General features: G+C 33.1%; 12 protein-coding genes and 1 pseudogene. 3 read left to right on the plus strand and 10 right to left on the minus strand.

All coding sequences use genetic code 11. The annotated features are described in order from the left end of the window. Positions 1 to 39: 39 nt before the first annotated feature. From ACEQT4_RS12615 to ACEQT4_RS12635, 5 genes are all read right to left on the minus strand, one after another. Positions 40 to 837 carry an anti-sigma factor domain-containing protein gene (locus tag ACEQT4_RS12615; RefSeq protein WP_370228149.1) on the minus strand — a complete coding sequence of 266 codons (798 nt, stop codon included), beginning with the start codon at positions 835 to 837 and terminating at the stop codon, positions 40 to 42. Position 838: 1 nt separating this feature from the next. Further along, the gene (locus tag ACEQT4_RS12620; RefSeq protein WP_027878605.1) at positions 839 to 1,366 is read right to left on the minus strand and encodes an RNA polymerase sigma factor; all 528 of its coding nucleotides are present in this window, start codon (positions 1,364 to 1,366) and stop codon (positions 839 to 841) included. A gap of 100 nt (positions 1,367 to 1,466) precedes the next feature. Beyond that, positions 1,467 to 2,093, minus strand: coding sequence for a YceI family protein (locus ACEQT4_RS12625; protein ID WP_027878606.1), 627 nt, complete (start codon positions 2,091 to 2,093; stop codon positions 1,467 to 1,469). 20 nt (positions 2,094 to 2,113) lie between these two features. After that, entirely contained in the window at positions 2,114 to 2,671 is a 558-nt protein-coding gene (locus tag ACEQT4_RS12630) for a superoxide dismutase family protein (RefSeq protein ID WP_223077058.1), read from the minus strand. A gap of 90 nt (positions 2,672 to 2,761) precedes the next feature. After that, the gene (locus tag ACEQT4_RS12635) at positions 2,762 to 5,980 is read right to left on the minus strand and encodes a hypothetical protein (RefSeq protein ID WP_370228152.1); all 3,219 of its coding nucleotides are present in this window, start codon (positions 5,978 to 5,980) and stop codon (positions 2,762 to 2,764) included. 98 nt (positions 5,981 to 6,078) lie between these two features. Here ACEQT4_RS12635 and ACEQT4_RS12640 point away from each other — a divergent pair, with 98 nt between their 5' ends. Beyond that, positions 6,079 to 7,206, plus strand: coding sequence for a VWA domain-containing protein (locus ACEQT4_RS12640; RefSeq protein WP_370228154.1), 1,128 nt, complete (start codon positions 6,079 to 6,081; stop codon positions 7,204 to 7,206). An 8-nt stretch (positions 7,207 to 7,214) separates the two neighbouring features. After that, complete coding sequence (locus ACEQT4_RS12645) at positions 7,215 to 8,681, plus strand: magnesium chelatase (RefSeq protein ID WP_370228156.1); 1,467 nt, start codon at positions 7,215 to 7,217, stop codon at positions 8,679 to 8,681. Between the two features lie 39 nt (positions 8,682 to 8,720). Here ACEQT4_RS12645 and ACEQT4_RS12650 read toward each other — a convergent pair. Both ACEQT4_RS12650 and ACEQT4_RS12655 read right to left on the minus strand, forming a co-directional pair. Continuing rightward, positions 8,721 to 10,367, minus strand: a pseudogene (locus ACEQT4_RS12650) (M1 family metallopeptidase). Positions 10,368 to 10,375: 8 nt separating this feature from the next. Next, complete coding sequence (locus tag ACEQT4_RS12655; RefSeq protein WP_370228158.1) at positions 10,376 to 12,586, minus strand: bifunctional alpha,alpha-trehalose-phosphate synthase (UDP-forming)/trehalose-phosphatase; 2,211 nt, start codon at positions 12,584 to 12,586, stop codon at positions 10,376 to 10,378. A gap of 79 nt (positions 12,587 to 12,665) precedes the next feature. On the opposite strand from ACEQT4_RS12655, the gene ACEQT4_RS12660 reads away from it, so the two are divergent. Further along, positions 12,666 to 14,471, plus strand: a complete 1,806-nt coding sequence (locus ACEQT4_RS12660) for a glycoside hydrolase family 15 protein (protein ID WP_370228160.1) — start codon at positions 12,666 to 12,668, stop codon at positions 14,469 to 14,471. A 40-nt stretch (positions 14,472 to 14,511) separates the two neighbouring features. On the opposite strand, the gene ACEQT4_RS12665 is transcribed toward ACEQT4_RS12660, so the two are convergent. From ACEQT4_RS12665 to ACEQT4_RS12675, 3 genes are all read right to left on the minus strand, one after another. Continuing rightward, positions 14,512 to 15,840, minus strand: coding sequence for a M28 family peptidase (locus tag ACEQT4_RS12665; RefSeq protein WP_370228161.1), 1,329 nt, complete (start codon positions 15,838 to 15,840; stop codon positions 14,512 to 14,514). Between the two features lie 94 nt (positions 15,841 to 15,934). After that, on the minus strand, positions 15,935 to 17,743 hold the full coding sequence (locus tag ACEQT4_RS12670; RefSeq protein ID WP_370228162.1) for an acyl-CoA dehydrogenase family protein: 1,809 nt from the start codon (positions 17,741 to 17,743) through the stop codon (positions 15,935 to 15,937). Between the two features lie 24 nt (positions 17,744 to 17,767). Continuing rightward, the gene (locus tag ACEQT4_RS12675; RefSeq protein ID WP_370228163.1) at positions 17,768 to 18,958 is read right to left on the minus strand and encodes an acetyl-CoA C-acyltransferase; all 1,191 of its coding nucleotides are present in this window, start codon (positions 18,956 to 18,958) and stop codon (positions 17,768 to 17,770) included. Position 18,959: the final 1 nt, after the last annotated feature.

Consider the following 18,959-nt stretch of genomic DNA (forward strand, 5'->3'; position numbering starts at 1 on the left):
TCATTTAAGAAGTGCTTTCTTTTTACATGTATTTAAATATTAGTTAGAGGCTAAAGCACCTAACGTATATAATTGCTCTAATGTAGGCGATTGGCTACCACCAGCAGGCTCTAAGGTAATACCAAATGCTTGAGATTTGTTGGCATTATCTAGCTTAAATATCTTATTATCATCCTGCATAAAATCGTCTATTGTACCTAAACTTGTTGGTGTAAGCGGATCTAATAATAAAGACCAAACTTGGTATACTTTTCCTTCTGGAGGCTCAGGTAGACCTTGTAAGTCTAAATAGATTTGATCATTATTTTCATCCCAATAAACTGTTGCATAAGCATCAGGATAAGCAGCTTGACCTTCTAAAGGTACTTTAATTATGTTTCTATCTCTTATTACGTTAAGCAGATTTTTAGTTTCGGCTAACTTAGATTTAGAGTCTTCTATTTGAATTTCTAAAAATTCTTTTTCTGTGTTTATTGTAGTTACCTCGGTTTCTAATTGCTGTTTTTGGTTTAAGGTCCACAATAAGCCAGCACCAACTATTACTGCAGCTGCCCAACCTGTGTAAGTAAACCAATTTCTGTTTTTCTCTTTTGGTAACTGTATAACTTTATCGTTACTGTTTCTTAAATGCGCTTTAATAGTGCTATAAGCAACAGGTTGCTCTGGAGCTATGCTATTAGATAGTTTTATAAGTGCAGCTTCTATTTGCAATACCTCCTGTAAAACTTCTGGATGTTTAAGCATTAAGTCATAAACCTCCTTGTTTTCTTTTTCAGAAAGTTGTCCTGCAACATAAAGTTCTAATATTCCAGATTGTATGTATTCGTTAATATTCATTTTATAATACTGAATCTCTTAGTTCTTGGATACAATTTCTATTTCTTGTTTTTATTGTGCCTATTGGCATATCTAGCTCTTCTGAAGCTTCTTTTTGGGTATAACCTTTAAAGTAAAGTAGCTCTATAATTTTAACACATTTTTCTGCTAGTTTATCTACAAACTTTTTTATACCAATAGCATCAGTCTTACTTCCTAAGTTATCTGATGAGTGTATTATATCTACGAAATAATCGGAGTTAAGGTTTTTGCTAGATTTTTTAAAAGCTTTAGATCTAGTTTTGTCTATTGCAGCGTTGCGAGATATATTTAAAAGCCAAGTAAAAAATCTACCTTTACTAGAGTTGTAACTATCTGCTTTTTCCCACGCTTTTATAAAGACGTCTTGCATGACCTCTTCAGCTATTTCATTGTCTCTAACAATGTTATAAATAACTCCATGCATGCTTTGACTGTACATATTATAGAGTTTTTCAAAAGCTTTTTCATCTTTCTTTTGAAATTGAGATACTAAGTATTCTAATTGCATATAAGGGTTTGATGTATTTTTTAAATATAAGGATAAATGCGAAAATAAAAAATCGCCCGAGAGCGATTTTCTATATTTAAGTTTCTATTTGTATTTAAGCTTATTTTTCTCTTAAATAAGTTTCAATTTGTATTGCAACATCTTCCCATGTTTTACTTACTCCATCTGCGCCTTTATGAAGGTCAAAACAAACTTTATTAAGTGCGTTTAAGGCTTCAATAGCATTCCAGTTATTTAAGTCCATAGTTCCTTTTAACGTTACTCGTCTTTCATCTTCTATACCAACTTCTAAAGGTAAATCATGGGTTACACCATTCATTGTTAAGCTTGCGACATATTTAGAATCTTTGTACTTTAATGTTCCAGATATTAAATCTGTATCTATCATTGAACCAAAAAATGAATTCTTAATTTTAGCATCTCTTGTATTTGTAGCATCATTTGTAAAAAGGCTACTTACAGGAATAGAGAAGCTTAAGTTATTTAATGCTTCTTCTGGAGTTGCACCAGATTTATTATCAAATTTTACGGTTGTAAACTCTCCATTAACTCCAACTTTGTCTGTTGTTTTATAAGCAGTCCATTTAACAGAAGTAGCTTCTGGTTTTACAACAAACTGTTTTGTCGTTTTAACATCTTCGGTTGTTGTGGTTTCTTTTTTTTCTTCTTTACAACTAACAAAAACACTTAATGTTATAGCTAATAGTAAAATTGAAATTTTTCTCATTTGTTTTTATATTTTTTTGGTTATCTAATTATTCCTCCGCAACTAATTCTTCCTCCAGCTGCTCCTGTTGGTTGTGTTGTAAAATCATCTTCTCCTGAATGAACGATAATAGCTTTTCCTACTACATTTTTGGTGTCATCTTGGCATCCTACGCACCACAAATCTGTTTTTAATGTAACAGTTGCTTTTCCGTTTTCATCAGCAGTTAAATTACCGATATCACCTTTATGAAAACCGTCTGGGCTACCCCATTTTCCGTGAGAAGTTCCTGTAGGATTCCAATGTCCACCGGTACTTTTTCCGTCGTCAGAAGAGCAATCTGCTTTTTCGTGTATGTGAATGGCATGCGTACCAGGTTCTAAACCGCTTAACATGGCTGTAAATTCTACAACACCATTAGTTTCTGTAAAAACAGCAGATCCAGAAACATTACTACCGCTTTTAGGCTCTAAATTTAGTTTTACTTTTTTAGACGTTTCAGCAATTGTTTTTTCTGTGTCCATTTTCTTTTTATCTTCTTTACATCCAACAAAAACTGCTAAGGTTAATATTAGCGTAATAAGGCTTATCTTTTTCATATTATATTAAATTTTATGGTTAGACATAGAAATTTAACTACTAAAAAGCCTTTTTGCAAATATCTATAGTTAATAATTCTTTAAAATAGTTTAATCTAAATTGAAGTTTTTAATGTTATCTAATGTTTTTGTCATGTTAATAGTTTGCATTTTTTGATAATAAGGCTTAAAAGTATCATCAAAGAACAAGTTAGTTGTTTTTAAAGCGGCTTCTAGATCTTTTTTAGCATGATTGATTAATTTTTTTTCTGTTTCTGTAATTCCAGTTTTTCTTGATCCAACATACCATCTAGCTTTACTTAACCTGTCTGTTACACTAACATCTAGCGTCATAGTAATACCTTGTCTTTTATCCTGCTTACCAAGATAAATATCTAAAACTTCATCTATTTTCTTTATAATGTCTTTAGATGTTTTAATGTCTTCTTTGTATTTATCTTTGTCTAAATCGGTAAGTTCTTTTTTATACTTTTCTGCTAATGCTTTGCTTTCTGCAAGCTGTTTTGTAGCGTCTGCAGCAACTTGTTGCATTTGTTCTAATTGCTTTAAAGTATTGTAAACTTCATTTATAGCTTCTTTAGAGACGTCTAATCTAGGATCTGATTTTACGGTGATAGTTGTTTCTGAAGTTTGATCACCATATTCTAAAACAGCTTTGTAAGTTCCTGGTTTTACATCAACTCCGCTAGGTTCTCTCTTTCTTTTTCTTGTTGAACGTGAAGGTCTATCTACACCTTTTTCATCCATATACCACGTCCATCTATGTAATCCTTTGTCTTTAGGCGCTTTTTGTTTTAAAGTCCTAATTAGTTTGTTATTATCATAGATTTTAAGTGAAATGGAATCCCATTTAATGACTTCTTTATTTTCCGTTTCTTGACTGTCTTTTTCAGAATCTTCTTTGTTTTCATCCTCTTTAGGGCTTTCTTCTTTTTTATCTTTTGGATTAATAAAGTAGCTAAAACGTGCTCCGCTACCACGATTTTCGCCATTAAACATAGCGTTTGCGCCAAAACGACTTCCCGTAGGTTGTTGGTATGCCGCTTGATAAGCGGTTGGAGGATTAAATAAAGTTATGGTTTCTGTAAGCGTGTTTTTATTTTTTGCAATTGCTCTTAACGGTCTAATATCATCTAATACCCAAGCAGCTCGACCAAAAGTACCAATAATTAAATCATGCTCACGTGGATGAATTACTAAGTCTTTTACAGACGTAGTAGGGAAGTTGTTAGTCCATTTGGTCCATTGGTTTCCTGCGTCTATCGAGATGTATAAACCGTCATCTGTACCTAAAAACATAAGGTTTGGTTCTTCTAAATCTTCAATTATAGCTAGTGCATAACTTTTTACATCGTTTTGATCTACAATACGTTGCCAAGTTTTTCCGTAGTTTTTTGTTCTGTAAACATAAGGTGAATAGTTAAAACGTCTGTAATCGTTTGCTACTAGCAATGCTTCACCTTTATTTTTATTACTAGCTTTTATTTGAGCAATCCAACTTCCTTTTGGTAATCCTGGTAAATTATTAGACACGTCGTTGTAAGTTTCTCCTCCGTTTTGAGTGATATGAATTTTTCCATCATCAGTACCAACCCAAAACACATTTTTTTCTACTGGAGATGGTTCTATAACTAGTATCGTACAATGGTTTTCTGCACCTGTTGCATCCATAGTTAATCCACCACTTTCGTGTTGTTTTAATTTTTCAGGATCATTAGTGGTTAGGTCTGGTGAAATTACTTCCCATGTTAAACCTTTGTCAGTAGATTTATGTACAAACTGACTACCAAAATAAATCGTGCTATTATCAAAAGGGTCGATATTTATGGCAGCATTCCAATTAAAACGAAGTCTTACATCTTTATCTGGATGTGTTGGTTGTACGGTATAATTATTACCTGTTTTCCAGTCGTAACGACTTACATATCCTTGTTGACTCATGGTCCATCCATATTGTGAGTTATCTCTATCAGGGATAACATCAAAACCATCTCCAAAGCTTATTTCTTGCCAATAACTGTTACGAATACCTTGTGCTTTCCATACATAAGCTGGTCCGCGCCATGATCCATTATCTTGCATTCCTCCATAAACGTTATATGGAAACTCATTATCTACATTAATATGATAAAATTGCGCCACAGGCAAGTTGCCAATAAAGCGCCAATTTTTTCCGCCATCTTTAGTAATATTCAATCCGCCATCATTACCATCGATCATAAAATTACCATTATCTGGATGTATCCACCATGCATGATGATCTGGATGTACACCGTTACTAGAACCATATGCTGGCATTAATTGATTAAAGTTTTTACCACCATCTTCACTTACATTTACATAGGTAAAAACAGAGTAAACACGGTTTTCGTTTTCTGGATCAACATAAATTTCAGAATAGTAAAAAGGTCTGTTACCAATATCAGATTTATCGTTTATTTTTTTCCATTTAAAACCACCATCTTCACTTTTATAAAGTGCATTTTTTTTAGCTTCGACTAAAGCATAAATAACATTAGGTTTATTTTTAGCAATCGCAACACCAATACGACCTAATTCGCCTTTAGGGAAACCGTCTTCATCTGTTATTTTTTTCCAAGTTTCTCCACCATCATGGGTAATGTGTAAACCAGAACCTTCGCCACCAGATTTAAAGAACCAAGGATCGCGTTTATGTTCCCAAAGTGCAGCGATTAATTTGTTAGGATTTGATGGATCCATTACTAAATCTGCAGCACCAGTTTTATTATTAGCAAATAAGATTTTGTTCCATGTTTTTCCGCCATCAATAGTTTTAAAAACACCACGTTCTGGATGTTCTCCCCATGGACTACCAATAGCAGCTACGTAAACAATATTAGGATTTGTAGGGTCTACAATTACACGATGGATGTGTCTTGTTTTTTCCAATCCCATAAGTTGCCAAGTTTTTCCGGCGTCTAAAGATTTATAAATACCATAACCGCCATTTAAACTGTTTCTAGGATTTCCTTCACCTGTTCCAACCCAAATCACGCTAGGATTTGATTGTTGGATAGCCACAGCACCAATAGATGCAGTTGCTTCTTTTTCAAAAATAGGTTCCCAATTTATGCCTCCAGAAGTAGATTTCCAAAGTCCACCAGACGCAGTTCCAACATACATTACATCTGGGTTTTTATGTACAACATCTATAGCAGTTACACGACCAGACATGCCACCAGGACCAATGTTTCTAGGTTTCATATTTTTAAGTAGATCCAAGTTTATTTCTTGCGAAAAACTTGAAAACGAAATCATTAAGAATAGTAAAAGGGAAAGTTTTTTCATTATTAGTTAATTTAGTTTGCCTAAAGTTAAGCAACAAATTATTAAAAAGGTGTTAATGGATAAATTTTGACTTTAAAAAGTCGTATTTTTATACTGCAATGAAAAACGAAAAAACACATAGAAAAGGCTTTGTATTTAAACCTTACGAAGCACCTTCGCAAACTCCATTTGAAAAACTTTTTGAAATTTTTAAAGAGTTAATTACACATACTTCTGGCGATTTTGATGAAGCTATAGATTGGTTAAAGCAACTTGACGACGAGTATAACTTAACTACTGCCGAGTATACTATAGACGACTTTATTGAAGATCTTAAAAAGAAAGGTTACATAAGAGAAGAAATTAAACCTGACGGAAAAAAGGGTAACGCCATTACCGCTAAAACCGAAAGAGCTATAAGGCAATCTGCTTTAGAGCAAATTTTTGGGAATATTAAAAAGAGCGGTAGCGGTAACCATAAAAGCAAAAGTATTGGAGTAGGAGACGAGCATACTGGCGATTTTAGAGCATACCAATTTGGAGACAATTTGGATAAAGTTTCAATGACTGAAAGCTTGAAAAATGCACAAATCAATAACGGTATTGGTAATTTTAATCTTACTGAAAACGATTTGGTTGTAGAAGAAACCAATCATAAATCACAAATGAGTACGGTATTAATGATAGACATTAGTCACAGTATGATTTTGTATGGTGAAGACCGAATCACGCCAGCTAAAAAAGTAGCTATTGCGTTAGCCGAATTAATAACGACCAGATACCCAAAAGACACTTTAGATATTTTGGTATTTGGTAACGATGCTTGGCCAATAAAAATCAAAGATTTACCATATTTAAACGTTGGTCCGTATCATACAAATACAGTTGCTGGTTTGCAATTAGCAATGGATTTATTAAGACGAAAACGAAACACCAATAAGCAAATTTTTATGATTACAGATGGTAAACCAAGTTGCTTGCGCTTACCTGATGGGACTTATTATAAAGATAGTAACGGACTAAATCCATACATTACAAACAAGTGTTATGCTATGGCGCAACAAGCCAGAAAATTACATATCCCAATCACTACATTTATGATTGCTCAAGACCGTTATTTAATGCAATTTGTAAGAGAGTTTACGCAAGCCAATCAAGGAAAAGCATTTTACACTGGCTTAAAAGGTTTGGGCGAAATGATTTTTGAAGATTACGAAACCAACAGAAAAAAAAGAATTAGAAGATAAAAGCTAAAATGAAAATAGAAAACATAACAACTTTAGGAGAATTAAAAAAATCTGGTTATCAACCAAAATCTATAAAAGATGAATTAAGAGATAATCTAATAGAGAAAATAAAAAATAAGGAAACCATTTTTAACGGTGTTCATGGTTACGAAAACACAGTAATTCCAGAGTTACAACGTGCCATTTTATCAAGACACAACATTAATTTATTAGGATTACGTGGTCAAGCAAAAACGCGACTTGCACGATTAATGTTGACATTGTTAGACGAATATATTCCTGTTGTTGAAGGTAGCGAGATTAATGACGATCCGTTACAACCCATATCAAGATACGCTATTAAATTAGTTGAAGAAAAAGGAGACGATACGCCTATTAGTTGGTTACATAGAAGCGAGCGTTTTGCCGAAAAATTAGCAACGCCAGATGTTACTGTAGCAGATATTATAGGTGATGTTGATCCCATAAAAGCAGCCAATTTAAAATTAAGTTATGCAGATGATCGTGTTATTCACTACGGAATGATTCCACGTGCTAACCGTTGTATTTTTGTAATTAACGAGTTGCCAGATTTACAAGCAAGAATACAAGTGGCATTATTTAATATTTTGCAAGAAGGCGATATTCAAATTCGTGGTTTTAAATTAAGGTTACCATTAGATATGCAATTTATATTTACCGCAAATCCAGAAGATTATACAAATAGAGGTAGTATTGTAACGCCTTTAAAGGATAGAATTGGTTCGCAAATATTAACGCATTATCCAAATGATATAGAAACCGCAAAAACGATTACACAACAAGAAGCAAAATCGGATATAAGACAACAAGAGGCTATTTACGTACCAGAATTAGCAAAAGATGTTTTAGAACAAGTAGTTTTTGAAGCACGACATAGCGATTTTATAGACGAAAAAAGTGGTGTGAGCGCACGTTTAAGTATTACAGCTTATGAAAACTTATTAAGTGCTGCAGAACTAAGAGCATTAAAAAACAATGAAGAGAAAACTGCTGTACGGTTATCTGATTTTTTAGGGATTATTCCTGCAATAACAGGTAAAGTAGAATTGGTTTATGAAGGCGAACAAGAAGGTGCAGCCAATGTGGCTTATAATTTAATTGGTGAAGCGGTAAAAACATTATTTATTCAATATTTCCCTGAAATTGAAAAACTTAAAAAACAAGATGATGTTGGTCCATATGATGATATTATATCTTGGTTTTTTAACCAATCTGATGGTTTTGAGTTACTTGATGATTTAAGAGATAAAGAATATAAATCATTACTAGAAGCTGTTTCTCCATTAGATGATTTAATTGCAAAACATCAATCAAATTTAAGTAAAGAAGATAGCTACTTTATGAAAGAGTTTGTGCTTTGGGCTTTAGTAGAATATAAGCAATTGAGTAAATACAGATTTACAAAAGGAATTCAATTTAAAGATCCTTACGGAAGCTTTATTAAAGGTTTGTAAATAAAAAAAAAGCATCGTTATTACGATGCTTTTTTTTATCTAAGACTTGATTTGTAGTGATTTTATATAAAAATTGTTGTTAAGACTAATTGAAGAATTTGCTGAAGGAATTTTAATAGATTTCCATTCATTAGTTGGATTGATCCAATGTTCTTTTTCATCAATATTAATTAGTAAAGGTATTTTAAAATGTTCTACAGTGTTTGAAAATCTGAATTTCAGAGTTTTATTTTCAATTTTATACTCAAACACAGGAATTTTAGTCGTGCGTAAATATTGATTGAAGAAACCTGTTAAATCTAAACCAGTTTCTTCAGCTAAAAAATTCTCAATTTGCTGTGTTGTAACAGTTTGATGATAGAATTTTTTATTTAAAGTCCTCAAAATCTGACGCCATTTTTCGTCGTCATTCACCATAGTTCTTAAGGTATGAAGCATGTTAGCACCTTTGTAATACATGTCTCCAGAACCTTCATTATTTACATCGTATTGTCCAATTAATGGTCTGTCGTTTTGTATGCTTCTTCTGGTTCCAATCACATATTCTGATGCAGCTTGTTTACCATAGTAATAATCCAAAAATAAACTTTCGGAATACGCCGTAAAGCTTTCATGAATCCACATATCGGCAATGTCTACGTTTGTAATATTATTTGCAAACCATTCGTGCCCAGCTTCATGAATAATGATAAAATCAAATTTTAATCCCCAACCTGTACCAGACAAATCGTTACCTAAATATCCTTTTAAATATTGATTTCCGTAGGTAACAGAGCTTTGATGTTCCATGCCTAAATATGGTACTTCAACTAGCTTAAAACTATCTTCGTAAAATGGATACGGACCAAACCAATGCTAAAAAGCTTTCATCATTTTTGGAGCATCTGTAAAGTGTGATTTGGCTTTGTCTAGATTGTAACTTAGGACGTAGTAATTCATGTCTAAATCACCTTTTTCACCTTTATAAACTTCAGAGAAATTAGCGTAATCACCTATGTTAATATTAACTCCGTAATTATTAATTGGGTTATTTACAAACCAGTGATAGGTTTTTGTTTGATCATCTTTTTGTTCAACTTTTCTAAGTCTTCCGTTGGAAACATTCGTTAATTTTTCAGGAACATTTACACTAATAAGCATACTATCTACCTCGTCATACATGTGATCTTTATTTGGCCACCAAACACTTGCGCCAAGTCCTTGACAAGATGATGCTATAAAATGATTACCATTTTTATCTTTTTTCCAAGAAATACCGCCATCCCAAGGTGCACGAACAGCTTCACGTGGTTGACCTTCGTAGTAGGCTACGACGCTATTTACTTCTCCTATTTTTTGGGTGTTTTTAAGTGTGACAAAATGAGCGTTTCCATCATGTTTAATATCAAGTTGTTCTCCATTTTGAGTGACTTTAGTCAACTCTAAAGGCGGTTGCAAATCTATTTGCATGACTTGATATGGTTGTAACACTTTGTATTGAATGGTGTTTTTACCCGAAATTGTTTTGGTTTCTGGTTCTACTTTAATATCTAGGTGATAATAAGATAAATCCCACCATTCTCGCTCTGGTGTAATGCTTCCACGAAGTGTATCTTGTCGTGTAAAATCTTTCTTTTTATGAAGTAATTGTGCGTGAGATATTGTAAATGCCAAACAGCAAATAGCAAAGGTGAAAATTGATTTCATTTAATAAATTATTGTTGCATAAAATTAGCTAATAAATCTCTGACTTTGTCTGTATCTTTTACGTAATATTTTGCTTTTGTTTTTTTAAAGCCAACTTTTACAGAATAGGTGTTTTCTGGTAAATCTTCAAACATAAATTCGTCTGTCCAATCATCACCAATTGCAAAAATAAAATCGTAATTAGCTTTTGTTAACCAGCGTGAAGTTGCACGACCTTTATTAACGCTACTACTTTTAATTTCGATGACTTTATTTCCTTTTAAAACAGATAAATCGTTGTTAGATATTAAATGTGTTAAAACTGTATTTAATTCTATAGTTCTTATTTGTGCTAATTCTGGATCGGCTTTGCGGTAATGCCAAGCTAACGAGTATTTTTTTTGTTCGATAAATGTACCTGGAGTACGATCTACAAAGGTTTGAAGTATTGGTTGTATGTTGTCCATCCAGTTTGTTTTTAAGATTTCTAACATTTGCCAATCGTCGTTTTTACCCTTTAACCATACGCCATGATCTGTGATAAGATTATAAGATTTGTCTGCAAACCAGTCTTCAAAAGTTTCACGATCGCGACCACTAACTATAACTACATCTGTATTCTCTGTTTGATTTAATTGGTCTAAAAGCTGTATTAATTTATCGTCTGGTTTTGCATCTTGTGGATTATCTTTAAATCCAACCAATGTACCATCATAATCTAAGAATAATAGCTTTCTTTTAGCTTGTTTAAAATCTGAAATCATAGTTGCTTGATGGTCTTTATCCATTTTTTTAGCAACAATTGTTTTGCCTATTTTTTTGGTGTCGTTCAAGGATTTCATAAACTCTTCTGCCCATTTTTCTACGCTATAACGTTGTAGACGTTTTTGAAGAATTTTTATTCTTTTAGATTGCTCTTCAGCAGGCATTTCAATAGCAAGTTTTAAAGTATCAGCTAGTTGTTCGAAGTTATTAGGGTTAATTAATAAGGCTTCATTCATTTCTTTAGATGCGCCAGCCATTTCACTTAAAATTAAAACACCATCTTGGTTAACGCGTGTTGCAACGTATTCTTTAGCAACAAGATTCATTCCATCTCTTACTGGCGTAATTAATGCAATTTGTGATGAGGTATACAAGTCTATTAAATTATCAAAAGGCATAGATCTATAAAAGTACCAGATCGGTGTCCAACTAACGGTAGAAAATTCTCCGTTAACACGACCAACAAGTTCGTCTGTTTCTCGTTTCAATTTTTGATATTGAGGCACGTCAGAACGTGATGGAACCGCCAACATCACCAACCTTACTTTTTCTTTAAACTGCGGATATTTATTAAGGAAATATTCAAAAGCGCGAATACGATTTGGTATACCTTTGGTATAATCCATACGGTCTATAGACAAGATTAATTTGGTATCTGGACCAGCTTGAATATGATCGTCTAATCGTTTTTGAAGCTCGGATTTTTCGGTATTTGATTGATTTAAATGAGAAAGCGCTGAGTTATGGAATTTATTATAATCTATTCCCATTGGGAATGAATCTACCTTAACAACACGATCTAAATATGAAATTTCGTTAAACTGAACATCTAATCTTAAAATTCGTTTTACAGAACTTAAAAAGTGACGCTCGTAATCATAGGTATGAAATCCTAAAAGATCGGCACCAAGCATACCGTGCAGCAATTCTTCACGCCAAGGAAACGTTCTAAAAATTTCATAAGACGGATAAGGAATATGTAAAAAGAAACCTATGGTTGTATTTGGTTTTTTGTCTTTAATAAGCTTTGGCAGTAACAGTAATTGATAATCATGTACCCAAACTGTGTCACCATCTTCGATATTGTCTAAAACAACATCTGCAAATTTTTGATTAACGGTTTTATAAGCTTCCCATTGGTCGTTGTCAAACTCGGTATATTCCATAAAATAATGAAATAAAGGCCAAAGGGTTTTGTTGCTAAATCCGAAGTAAAAATTGTCTACATCATCTTGTGTTAACGGTACAGTAGCGCATTTTGCTTTAGTAACTTCTTTTTTAACTTGATTAGACAAGTCTTTATTTAACTCTTCTTCGGTCAATCCAGACCAACCAATCCAAATACCATTCCCTTCTTCATGAACCGATTTTAAACCGGTAGCTAATCCGCCAACACTAGGTTTTATGTTTAAAGTATTATTTTCAATTTTGACTTGTAAAGGAAGACGATTAGAAACAATAATTGTTTTATTCATAAGGGTTTGCTTTGGTTTAAAGTTAAGATTTTCGTTAATTTAATGAAAAATTGATTGAAAACATTATAAAACAAAAGATTTGGGAAATAATTTAGATTACGGAATTGTAGGAAATTGTAGAAGTGCAGCATTAATATCAAAAACAGGATCTGTAGATTGGTGTTGCTTGCCAGAATTTGATTCGTCATCTGTTTTTGCTAAACTTTTAGATGAAAAAATTGGTGGACATTTTTCTATTAATGTAGATGAAAGTTATACTACTAAACAATTTTACATTGATAAAACAAATATCTTGGTTACTAGATTTAGTAACGGAATTGATGTTTTTGAAGTGCATGATTTTATGCCAAGATTTCATAAGCAAGACGGAACTTATTATTATCCACCAGAATTAGTAAGATATTTTAAACATATTTCAGGTAAACCTACATTTACAGTGGATTATAACCCAAAATTAGAATATGCTAAAGGTAAAACAGAAATTTACGTAAAAGATGATTTTATAGCTAGCCTAACTCATGGAGAAAAGTTTGATACGCTTTTTTTATACACGTCATTTGATAAAAATGCAATTGTAGATAAAAAAGAAATTACGCTAACAGAAGACGGTTACTTTTTAATAGGTTACAACGAAAAGATTTTTAATCCAACAGTAGAAAGTATTTACCTAGATCACCAACGTACCAAAGTATATTGGTTAAATTGGATAGATAAAACACCAAAATACAATATGTATAATGCACAAATTTTGCGCAGTGCATTAACATTAAAATTACTATCCTACGATAAATCTGGTGCTGTACTAGCAGCAGCAACAACCTCTTTACCAGAAACTATTGGTGAAGTAAGAAACTGGGATTACCGTTTTTGCTGGATTAGAGATGCTTCTATGGTGATAAAAGTAGTGTCGCAATTAGGTCATAAAAATATGGCTAAACGCTACTTAAATTTTATTATTGATTTAATTCCTGATAAAGATGAAAAACTGCAAATCATGTATGGAATCAATAAGGAGAAAAAGTTAACCGAGTATAGTTTAGATCATTTAAGCGGTTACAAAGATTCTAAACCTGTACGTGTTGGTAATGCTGCGTATAAGCAAAAACAAAATGATATTTATGGTATTTTAATGGATGTAATCCATCAACAATTTGTGTCTTTTTCTTTAGATATAGAAAATACCGAAGAGCTTTGGACTATAACTAAAGGAATTGTTTGGGTAGTTAACAAACACTGGAAAGAGCCAGATAAAGGTATTTGGGAATTTAGAGGAGAGGATAGGCATTTTACGTTTTCTAAAGTGTTATGTTGGGTAGCAATAGATCGTGCTATTAAAGTTGCTGAAATATTGAATAAATACCATAAAGCAAATAAGTGGAAAATTATTAAAGATGAAATTAAAAATGACATTATGAGTAATGCTTGGAGTGATACTGCTAATGCATTTACACAAGCTTATGGTGTAGAAGATTTAGATGCGTCTGTATTATTAATGGAACCTTATGGATTTATAGATGCTAAAGACCCAAGATATGTTAGCACAGTTAACGCAATTGAAAGAGAGTTAAGTAACGACGGATTACTATATAGATATAAAAATAAAGACGATTTTGGTTTACCATCATCATCATTTACAATTTGTACATTCTGGTTTATAAACAGTTTGTATAAAATAGGCGAGGAGGAAAAAGCTAAAGCAATGTTTGATAAGTTATTATCTTACAGTAATCATTTAGGGTTATTTAGCGAGGATATAGACTTTAAAACAAAACGATTATTAGGTAATTTCCCGCAAGCGTATTCTCATTTAGCTTTAATTGAAACAGCGATTAACTTGTCTAATGTGACAACAGATGAAAAAGTAAAGAGCAGTATTGCTAATTAAATAAACCAAAAAAGGACTTCAAATTTGAAGTCCTTTTTTATTATCTAAATACTTTATTAGGAAAAACAACGGGACTTTCAAAACCATCTTTTCCTATAGCAGCAATTCCAAAAAAGAAGTTGTCTATAACAATACCTTCTAAAGTAAATTCTGATACATCACCTACATATCTACTATAATCCCAAGTAGGAGAAGTTGTGTATCTCCAATATATTTTATAGCCAACAGCACCTTCAACTTTATCCCATTTAAATTTAGCCGAAGGTTCTACAATACCACCAATAGCAACATTTTTTGGAGCTGGCGGCGCAGAAGCTAAACTAGCCATGTTTATTGCGTTAACAGCAGTTAGTTTTTTAGCATATTCAAAATTAACGTGTTCTATAACATCACCATATTTAATTCCGTTTTCCTCACGAATATCTTGATGTTGTTGATTGTAGTTTTCATGAGCTTCCATAATTCTAATTCCAGGAAAACCTAAATCGTTAAAAGGTCTGTGATGTCCGCCACGACCAAAACGGTCAAGTCTATAAACCATCATAGGATTCATTTCTGGCATATATGTCTTTACTGTTTTGTGTACATATCTTGCTAATTGTCTAGATATGCCATCAACTTCGCCGCCATAAAAACGTCTAAGTTGTCTTTCTCTTTCTGTTTCGTTTGCAGGAACAGGTTCAGAAAAAATTCTGAAAGTACGATTGTCTATTACTCCATCAACTCCTTTGATATTTCCAATCATATCATTGTTAAGAACACCAATAACATCCCAATTGTTTTCTTTAGCATATTTAGCTAAACCACTGCCACCAAAAAGACCTTGTTCTTCACCAGAAAGACCGACGTAAACAATACTACTTTCAAATTGATAGTTAGATAAGACTCTTGCAGCTTCAATGGTTCCAGCCATACCAGACGCATTATCATTTGCTCCAGGCGCATCTGTGGTAAAGTCCATAGTATCACTAGCTCTAGAGTCTATGTCTCCACTCATTATAATATATCTATTAGGATATTTTGTTCCTTTTTGTATAGCTACAACATTTACAACCCAAGCATCATGAGGCACACGTCGATTCCCTTCTTTAGTCACAAAGTCTTTTTGATAAAATACATCAAGACAGTTATTACAGTTTTTAGAAATTGATTCAAATTCAGACTTTATCCAACGTCTTGCAGCACCAATTCCTCTTGTGTTAGAAATGGTATCGCTAAAGGTGTTTCTTGTTCCAAAATTTACTAATGTTTGTATATCTTTTTCTATTCGTTTTGCTGAAACAGAATCGATAATATCATATATTTTTTGACTAGTTTGTCCTAATGAAATGCAAGTAAAGAGAAGTAGAGGAATAATAAGTTTTTTCATTTTTCTATTTTTTTCTAAAATACTAAAATAAAAAAGCTGATTCAAATACTTGAACCAGCTTTTTCGAAATTAAAACTAAAACTCACTTAAATTCTTAGAAACAATATTTGTTTTCTTCTTTTATTTTTTCGGCAATCTCATTGCGTAAGTCTACAATATCTGGATAGTTTTGGTACTTAGTAAAGCGTTTAAGTCCCATTAACATCATACGTTGCTCATCACCTTCAGCAAAAGAAATAATACTTTCTTTTCCTTTTTTCTCTATAGTTTCTACAGCGTGATATAAATATAATTTAGACATTGCGATTTGTGCAGATTGAGACTCTTCTCCAAATCGTTTTGCGTTTTTCTCTGTACGTAAAATAGCAGATTCTGCCATGTAGATTTCAATTAAAATATCTGCAGCAGCAACTAGTAATTGTTGATGTTGCTCTAAATCTGGTCCAAATTTTTGTACTGCAGCACCAGCAACCATTAAGAAGGTTTTCTTAAGTTTTACAATCATTTCTTTTTCTTCAGAAAAAAGCTCAGAATAATCTGGTGTATCAAAAGAAGGAATACCCATTAATTCTTCTTGAACTTTCATTGCAGGACCTAATAATTCTACGTGACCTTTCATTGCTTTTTTAACTAACATGCCTACAGAAAGCATACGGTTAATTTCGTTTGTTCCTTCGTAGATACGAGCAATACGAGCATCTCTCCAAGCAGCTTCCATTGGTGTTTCTTCAGAGAATCCCATACCTCCAAAAATTTGGATACCTTCGTCTGCACAATTTTGTACGTCTTCTGATACTGCTACTTTTAAGATAGAACACTCGATAGCATATTCTTCTACACCTTTAAGTTCTGCTTCTTGATGTGTATTTCCTGCTTCAACACGTAAAGCAATACGGTCTTCGATATTTTTTGAAGCTCTGTAAGTTGCAGATTCACCAACATAAGTGTTAGTTGCCATTTCGGCTAACTTAATTTTTATAGCACCAAAGTCTGCAATTGGTGTTTTAAATTGTTTACGCTCGTTAGCATATTGAACAGCTGTAGTTGTGATACGTCTTTGCGAATCTAAACAAGCAGCAGCTAATTTGATACGACCAACGTTTAAGGCATTCATTGCTATTTTAAAACCTTCACCACGACCTGCTAGCATATTTTCTGCAGGGACTTCAGTATCATTAAAGAATACTTGACGTGTAGAACTTGCACGGATACCTAATTTATGTTCTTCTTCACCTAAAGTGATTCCGTTAGGATTGTTTTTATCAAATTCTACAATAAAACCTGTGATATTCTTATCGTTTTCAATTCTAGCAAAAACAATCATTAAGTTACAGAAACCTGCGTTAGAAATCCACATTTTCTGTCCGTTGATTTTGTATGTTTTACCATCTGCAGAAAGCTCTGCAGTAGTTTTACCAGAATTTGCATCAGATCCAGCACCAGGTTCTGTTAAACAATACGCTCCAAACCATTCACCAGAAGCTAATTTTGGTACATACTTTTGTTTTTGTTCTTCTGTACCATAAAGTGTAATTGGCATAGTACCAATACCTGTATGCGCACCAAAAGCAGTACTAAAAGATCCAGTACCAGAAGAAATATAGTCACAAGTTAACACTGTAGATACGAAGCCCATTCCCATTCCGCCATAAGCTTCAGGAACAGCAACGCTTAAAAAGCCCATATCTCCAGCTTTACGCATTACTTCTTCTGTTAAAGCATAATCTTTAGCTTCAAAACGAGGTTTGTTAGGTATAATTTCACGGTCATTAAACTCGATAACCGAGTCTTTCATCATTTGTTGTTCTTCTGAAAAATCTTCAGGTGTGAAAATATCTTCACAGTTTGTTTCTTTTACTAAGAATTGACCGCCACGTAGGATGTCTTTTTCAGTTTCTGCCATTTTATTGTATTGTATTAAGTTCTTTTAGTTTAAAAATTCAAAAATTCCACATGCACCTTGACCTGTACCAACGCACATGGTTACAGCTCCATATTTACCTTTCATTTTACGTTTACGCATTTCGTCAAATAATTGTACTGAAAGTTTTGCACCTGTACATCCTAATGGATGACCTAATGCTATTGCACCACCATTAACATTAATAATGTCTGGATTTAAATCTAACTCTCTAATTACAGCTAATGATTGAGATGCAAAAGCTTCGTTAAGTTCTATTAATCCTAAATCCGATTGTTTTAATCCTGCTTGTTCTAATGCTTTTGGAATAGCTTTAACTGGTCCAATTCCCATAATTCTTGGTTCTACACCAGCAGCAGCGTAATTTACTAATCTTGCAACAGGCTCTAGATTTAATTCTTTAACCATATCTTCACTCATTACCATAACAAATGCAGCACCATCACTCATTTGAGACGAGTTACCAGCGGTTACACTTCCATTAGCAGCAAATACTGGTCGTAATTTTGCTAAAGCTTCTACATTAGTTCCTTTTCTAGGACCTTCATCTTTTGTTACAGTGTATGTTTTAGTTGCTTTTTTACCGTTTTCATCTAAATAAATTTGCTCTACATCTATAGGAACAATTTGATCTTGAAAACGATCTTCTGCTAAAGCTCTTAAAGCTTTCATATGTGAATTGTAAGCAAATTCATCTTGATCTTGACGAGACACTTTAAATTGGTTAGCAACCGCTTCTGCAGTATTACCCATTCCCCAATAATAATCTTCATGACCATCTTTTACAGTATCGTAATTTAGTTCTGGTTTAAAACCTGTCATTGGTACGCTACTCATGCTTTCTGATCCACCAGCAATAATACAATCTGCCATTCCTGCTTGGATTTTTGCAGTTGCAATACCAATAGTTTCTATTCCTGAAGAACAAAAACGGTTAACCGTTACACCAGGAACATCTACACTGTTTAATCCGATTAATGAGATAAAACGTGCCATATTTAAACCTTGTGATCCTTCTGGCATTGCGTTACCAACTATAACGTCGTCAATACGTTTTACGTCTAGATTTGGTAATTCTTTCATCATGTGCTGAATCACTTCTGCACCTAACTCGTCTGCTCTTTTAAAACGGAACACGCCTCGTGGTGCTTTACCAACTGCTGTTCTGTATGCTTTTACTATATATGCTTGTTTCATT

The organism is Mesoflavibacter sp., assembly GCF_964226795.1.
Classification (GTDB): domain Bacteria; phylum Bacteroidota; class Bacteroidia; order Flavobacteriales; family Flavobacteriaceae; genus Mesoflavibacter; species Mesoflavibacter zeaxanthinifaciens.

Excerpts from the sequence above, each read along its gene's own strand:
- ACEQT4_RS12615 (WP_370228149.1), bottom strand. The coding sequence starts at position 837 with ATGAATATTAACGAATACATACAATCTGGAATATTAGAACTTTATGTT.
- ACEQT4_RS12620 (WP_027878605.1), bottom strand. The coding sequence starts at position 1,366 with ATGCAATTAGAATACTTAGTATCTCAATTTCAAAAGAAAGATGAAAAA.
- ACEQT4_RS12625 (WP_027878606.1), bottom strand. The coding sequence starts at position 2,093 with ATGAGAAAAATTTCAATTTTACTATTAGCTATAACATTAAGTGTTTTT.
- ACEQT4_RS12630 (WP_223077058.1), bottom strand. The coding sequence starts at position 2,671 with ATGAAAAAGATAAGCCTTATTACGCTAATATTAACCTTAGCAGTTTTT.
- ACEQT4_RS12635 (WP_370228152.1), bottom strand. The coding sequence starts at position 5,980 with ATGAAAAAACTTTCCCTTTTACTATTCTTAATGATTTCGTTTTCAAGT.
- ACEQT4_RS12640 (WP_370228154.1), top strand. The coding sequence starts at position 6,079 with ATGAAAAACGAAAAAACACATAGAAAAGGCTTTGTATTTAAACCTTAC.
- ACEQT4_RS12645 (WP_370228156.1), top strand. The coding sequence starts at position 7,215 with ATGAAAATAGAAAACATAACAACTTTAGGAGAATTAAAAAAATCTGGT.
- ACEQT4_RS12655 (WP_370228158.1), bottom strand. The coding sequence starts at position 12,586 with ATGAATAAAACAATTATTGTTTCTAATCGTCTTCCTTTACAAGTCAAA.
- ACEQT4_RS12665 (WP_370228161.1), bottom strand. The coding sequence starts at position 15,840 with ATGAAAAAACTTATTATTCCTCTACTTCTCTTTACTTGCATTTCATTA.
- ACEQT4_RS12670 (WP_370228162.1), bottom strand. The coding sequence starts at position 17,743 with ATGGCAGAAACTGAAAAAGACATCCTACGTGGCGGTCAATTCTTAGTA.
- ACEQT4_RS12675 (WP_370228163.1), bottom strand. The coding sequence starts at position 18,958 with ATGAAACAAGCATATATAGTAAAAGCATACAGAACAGCAGTTGGTAAA.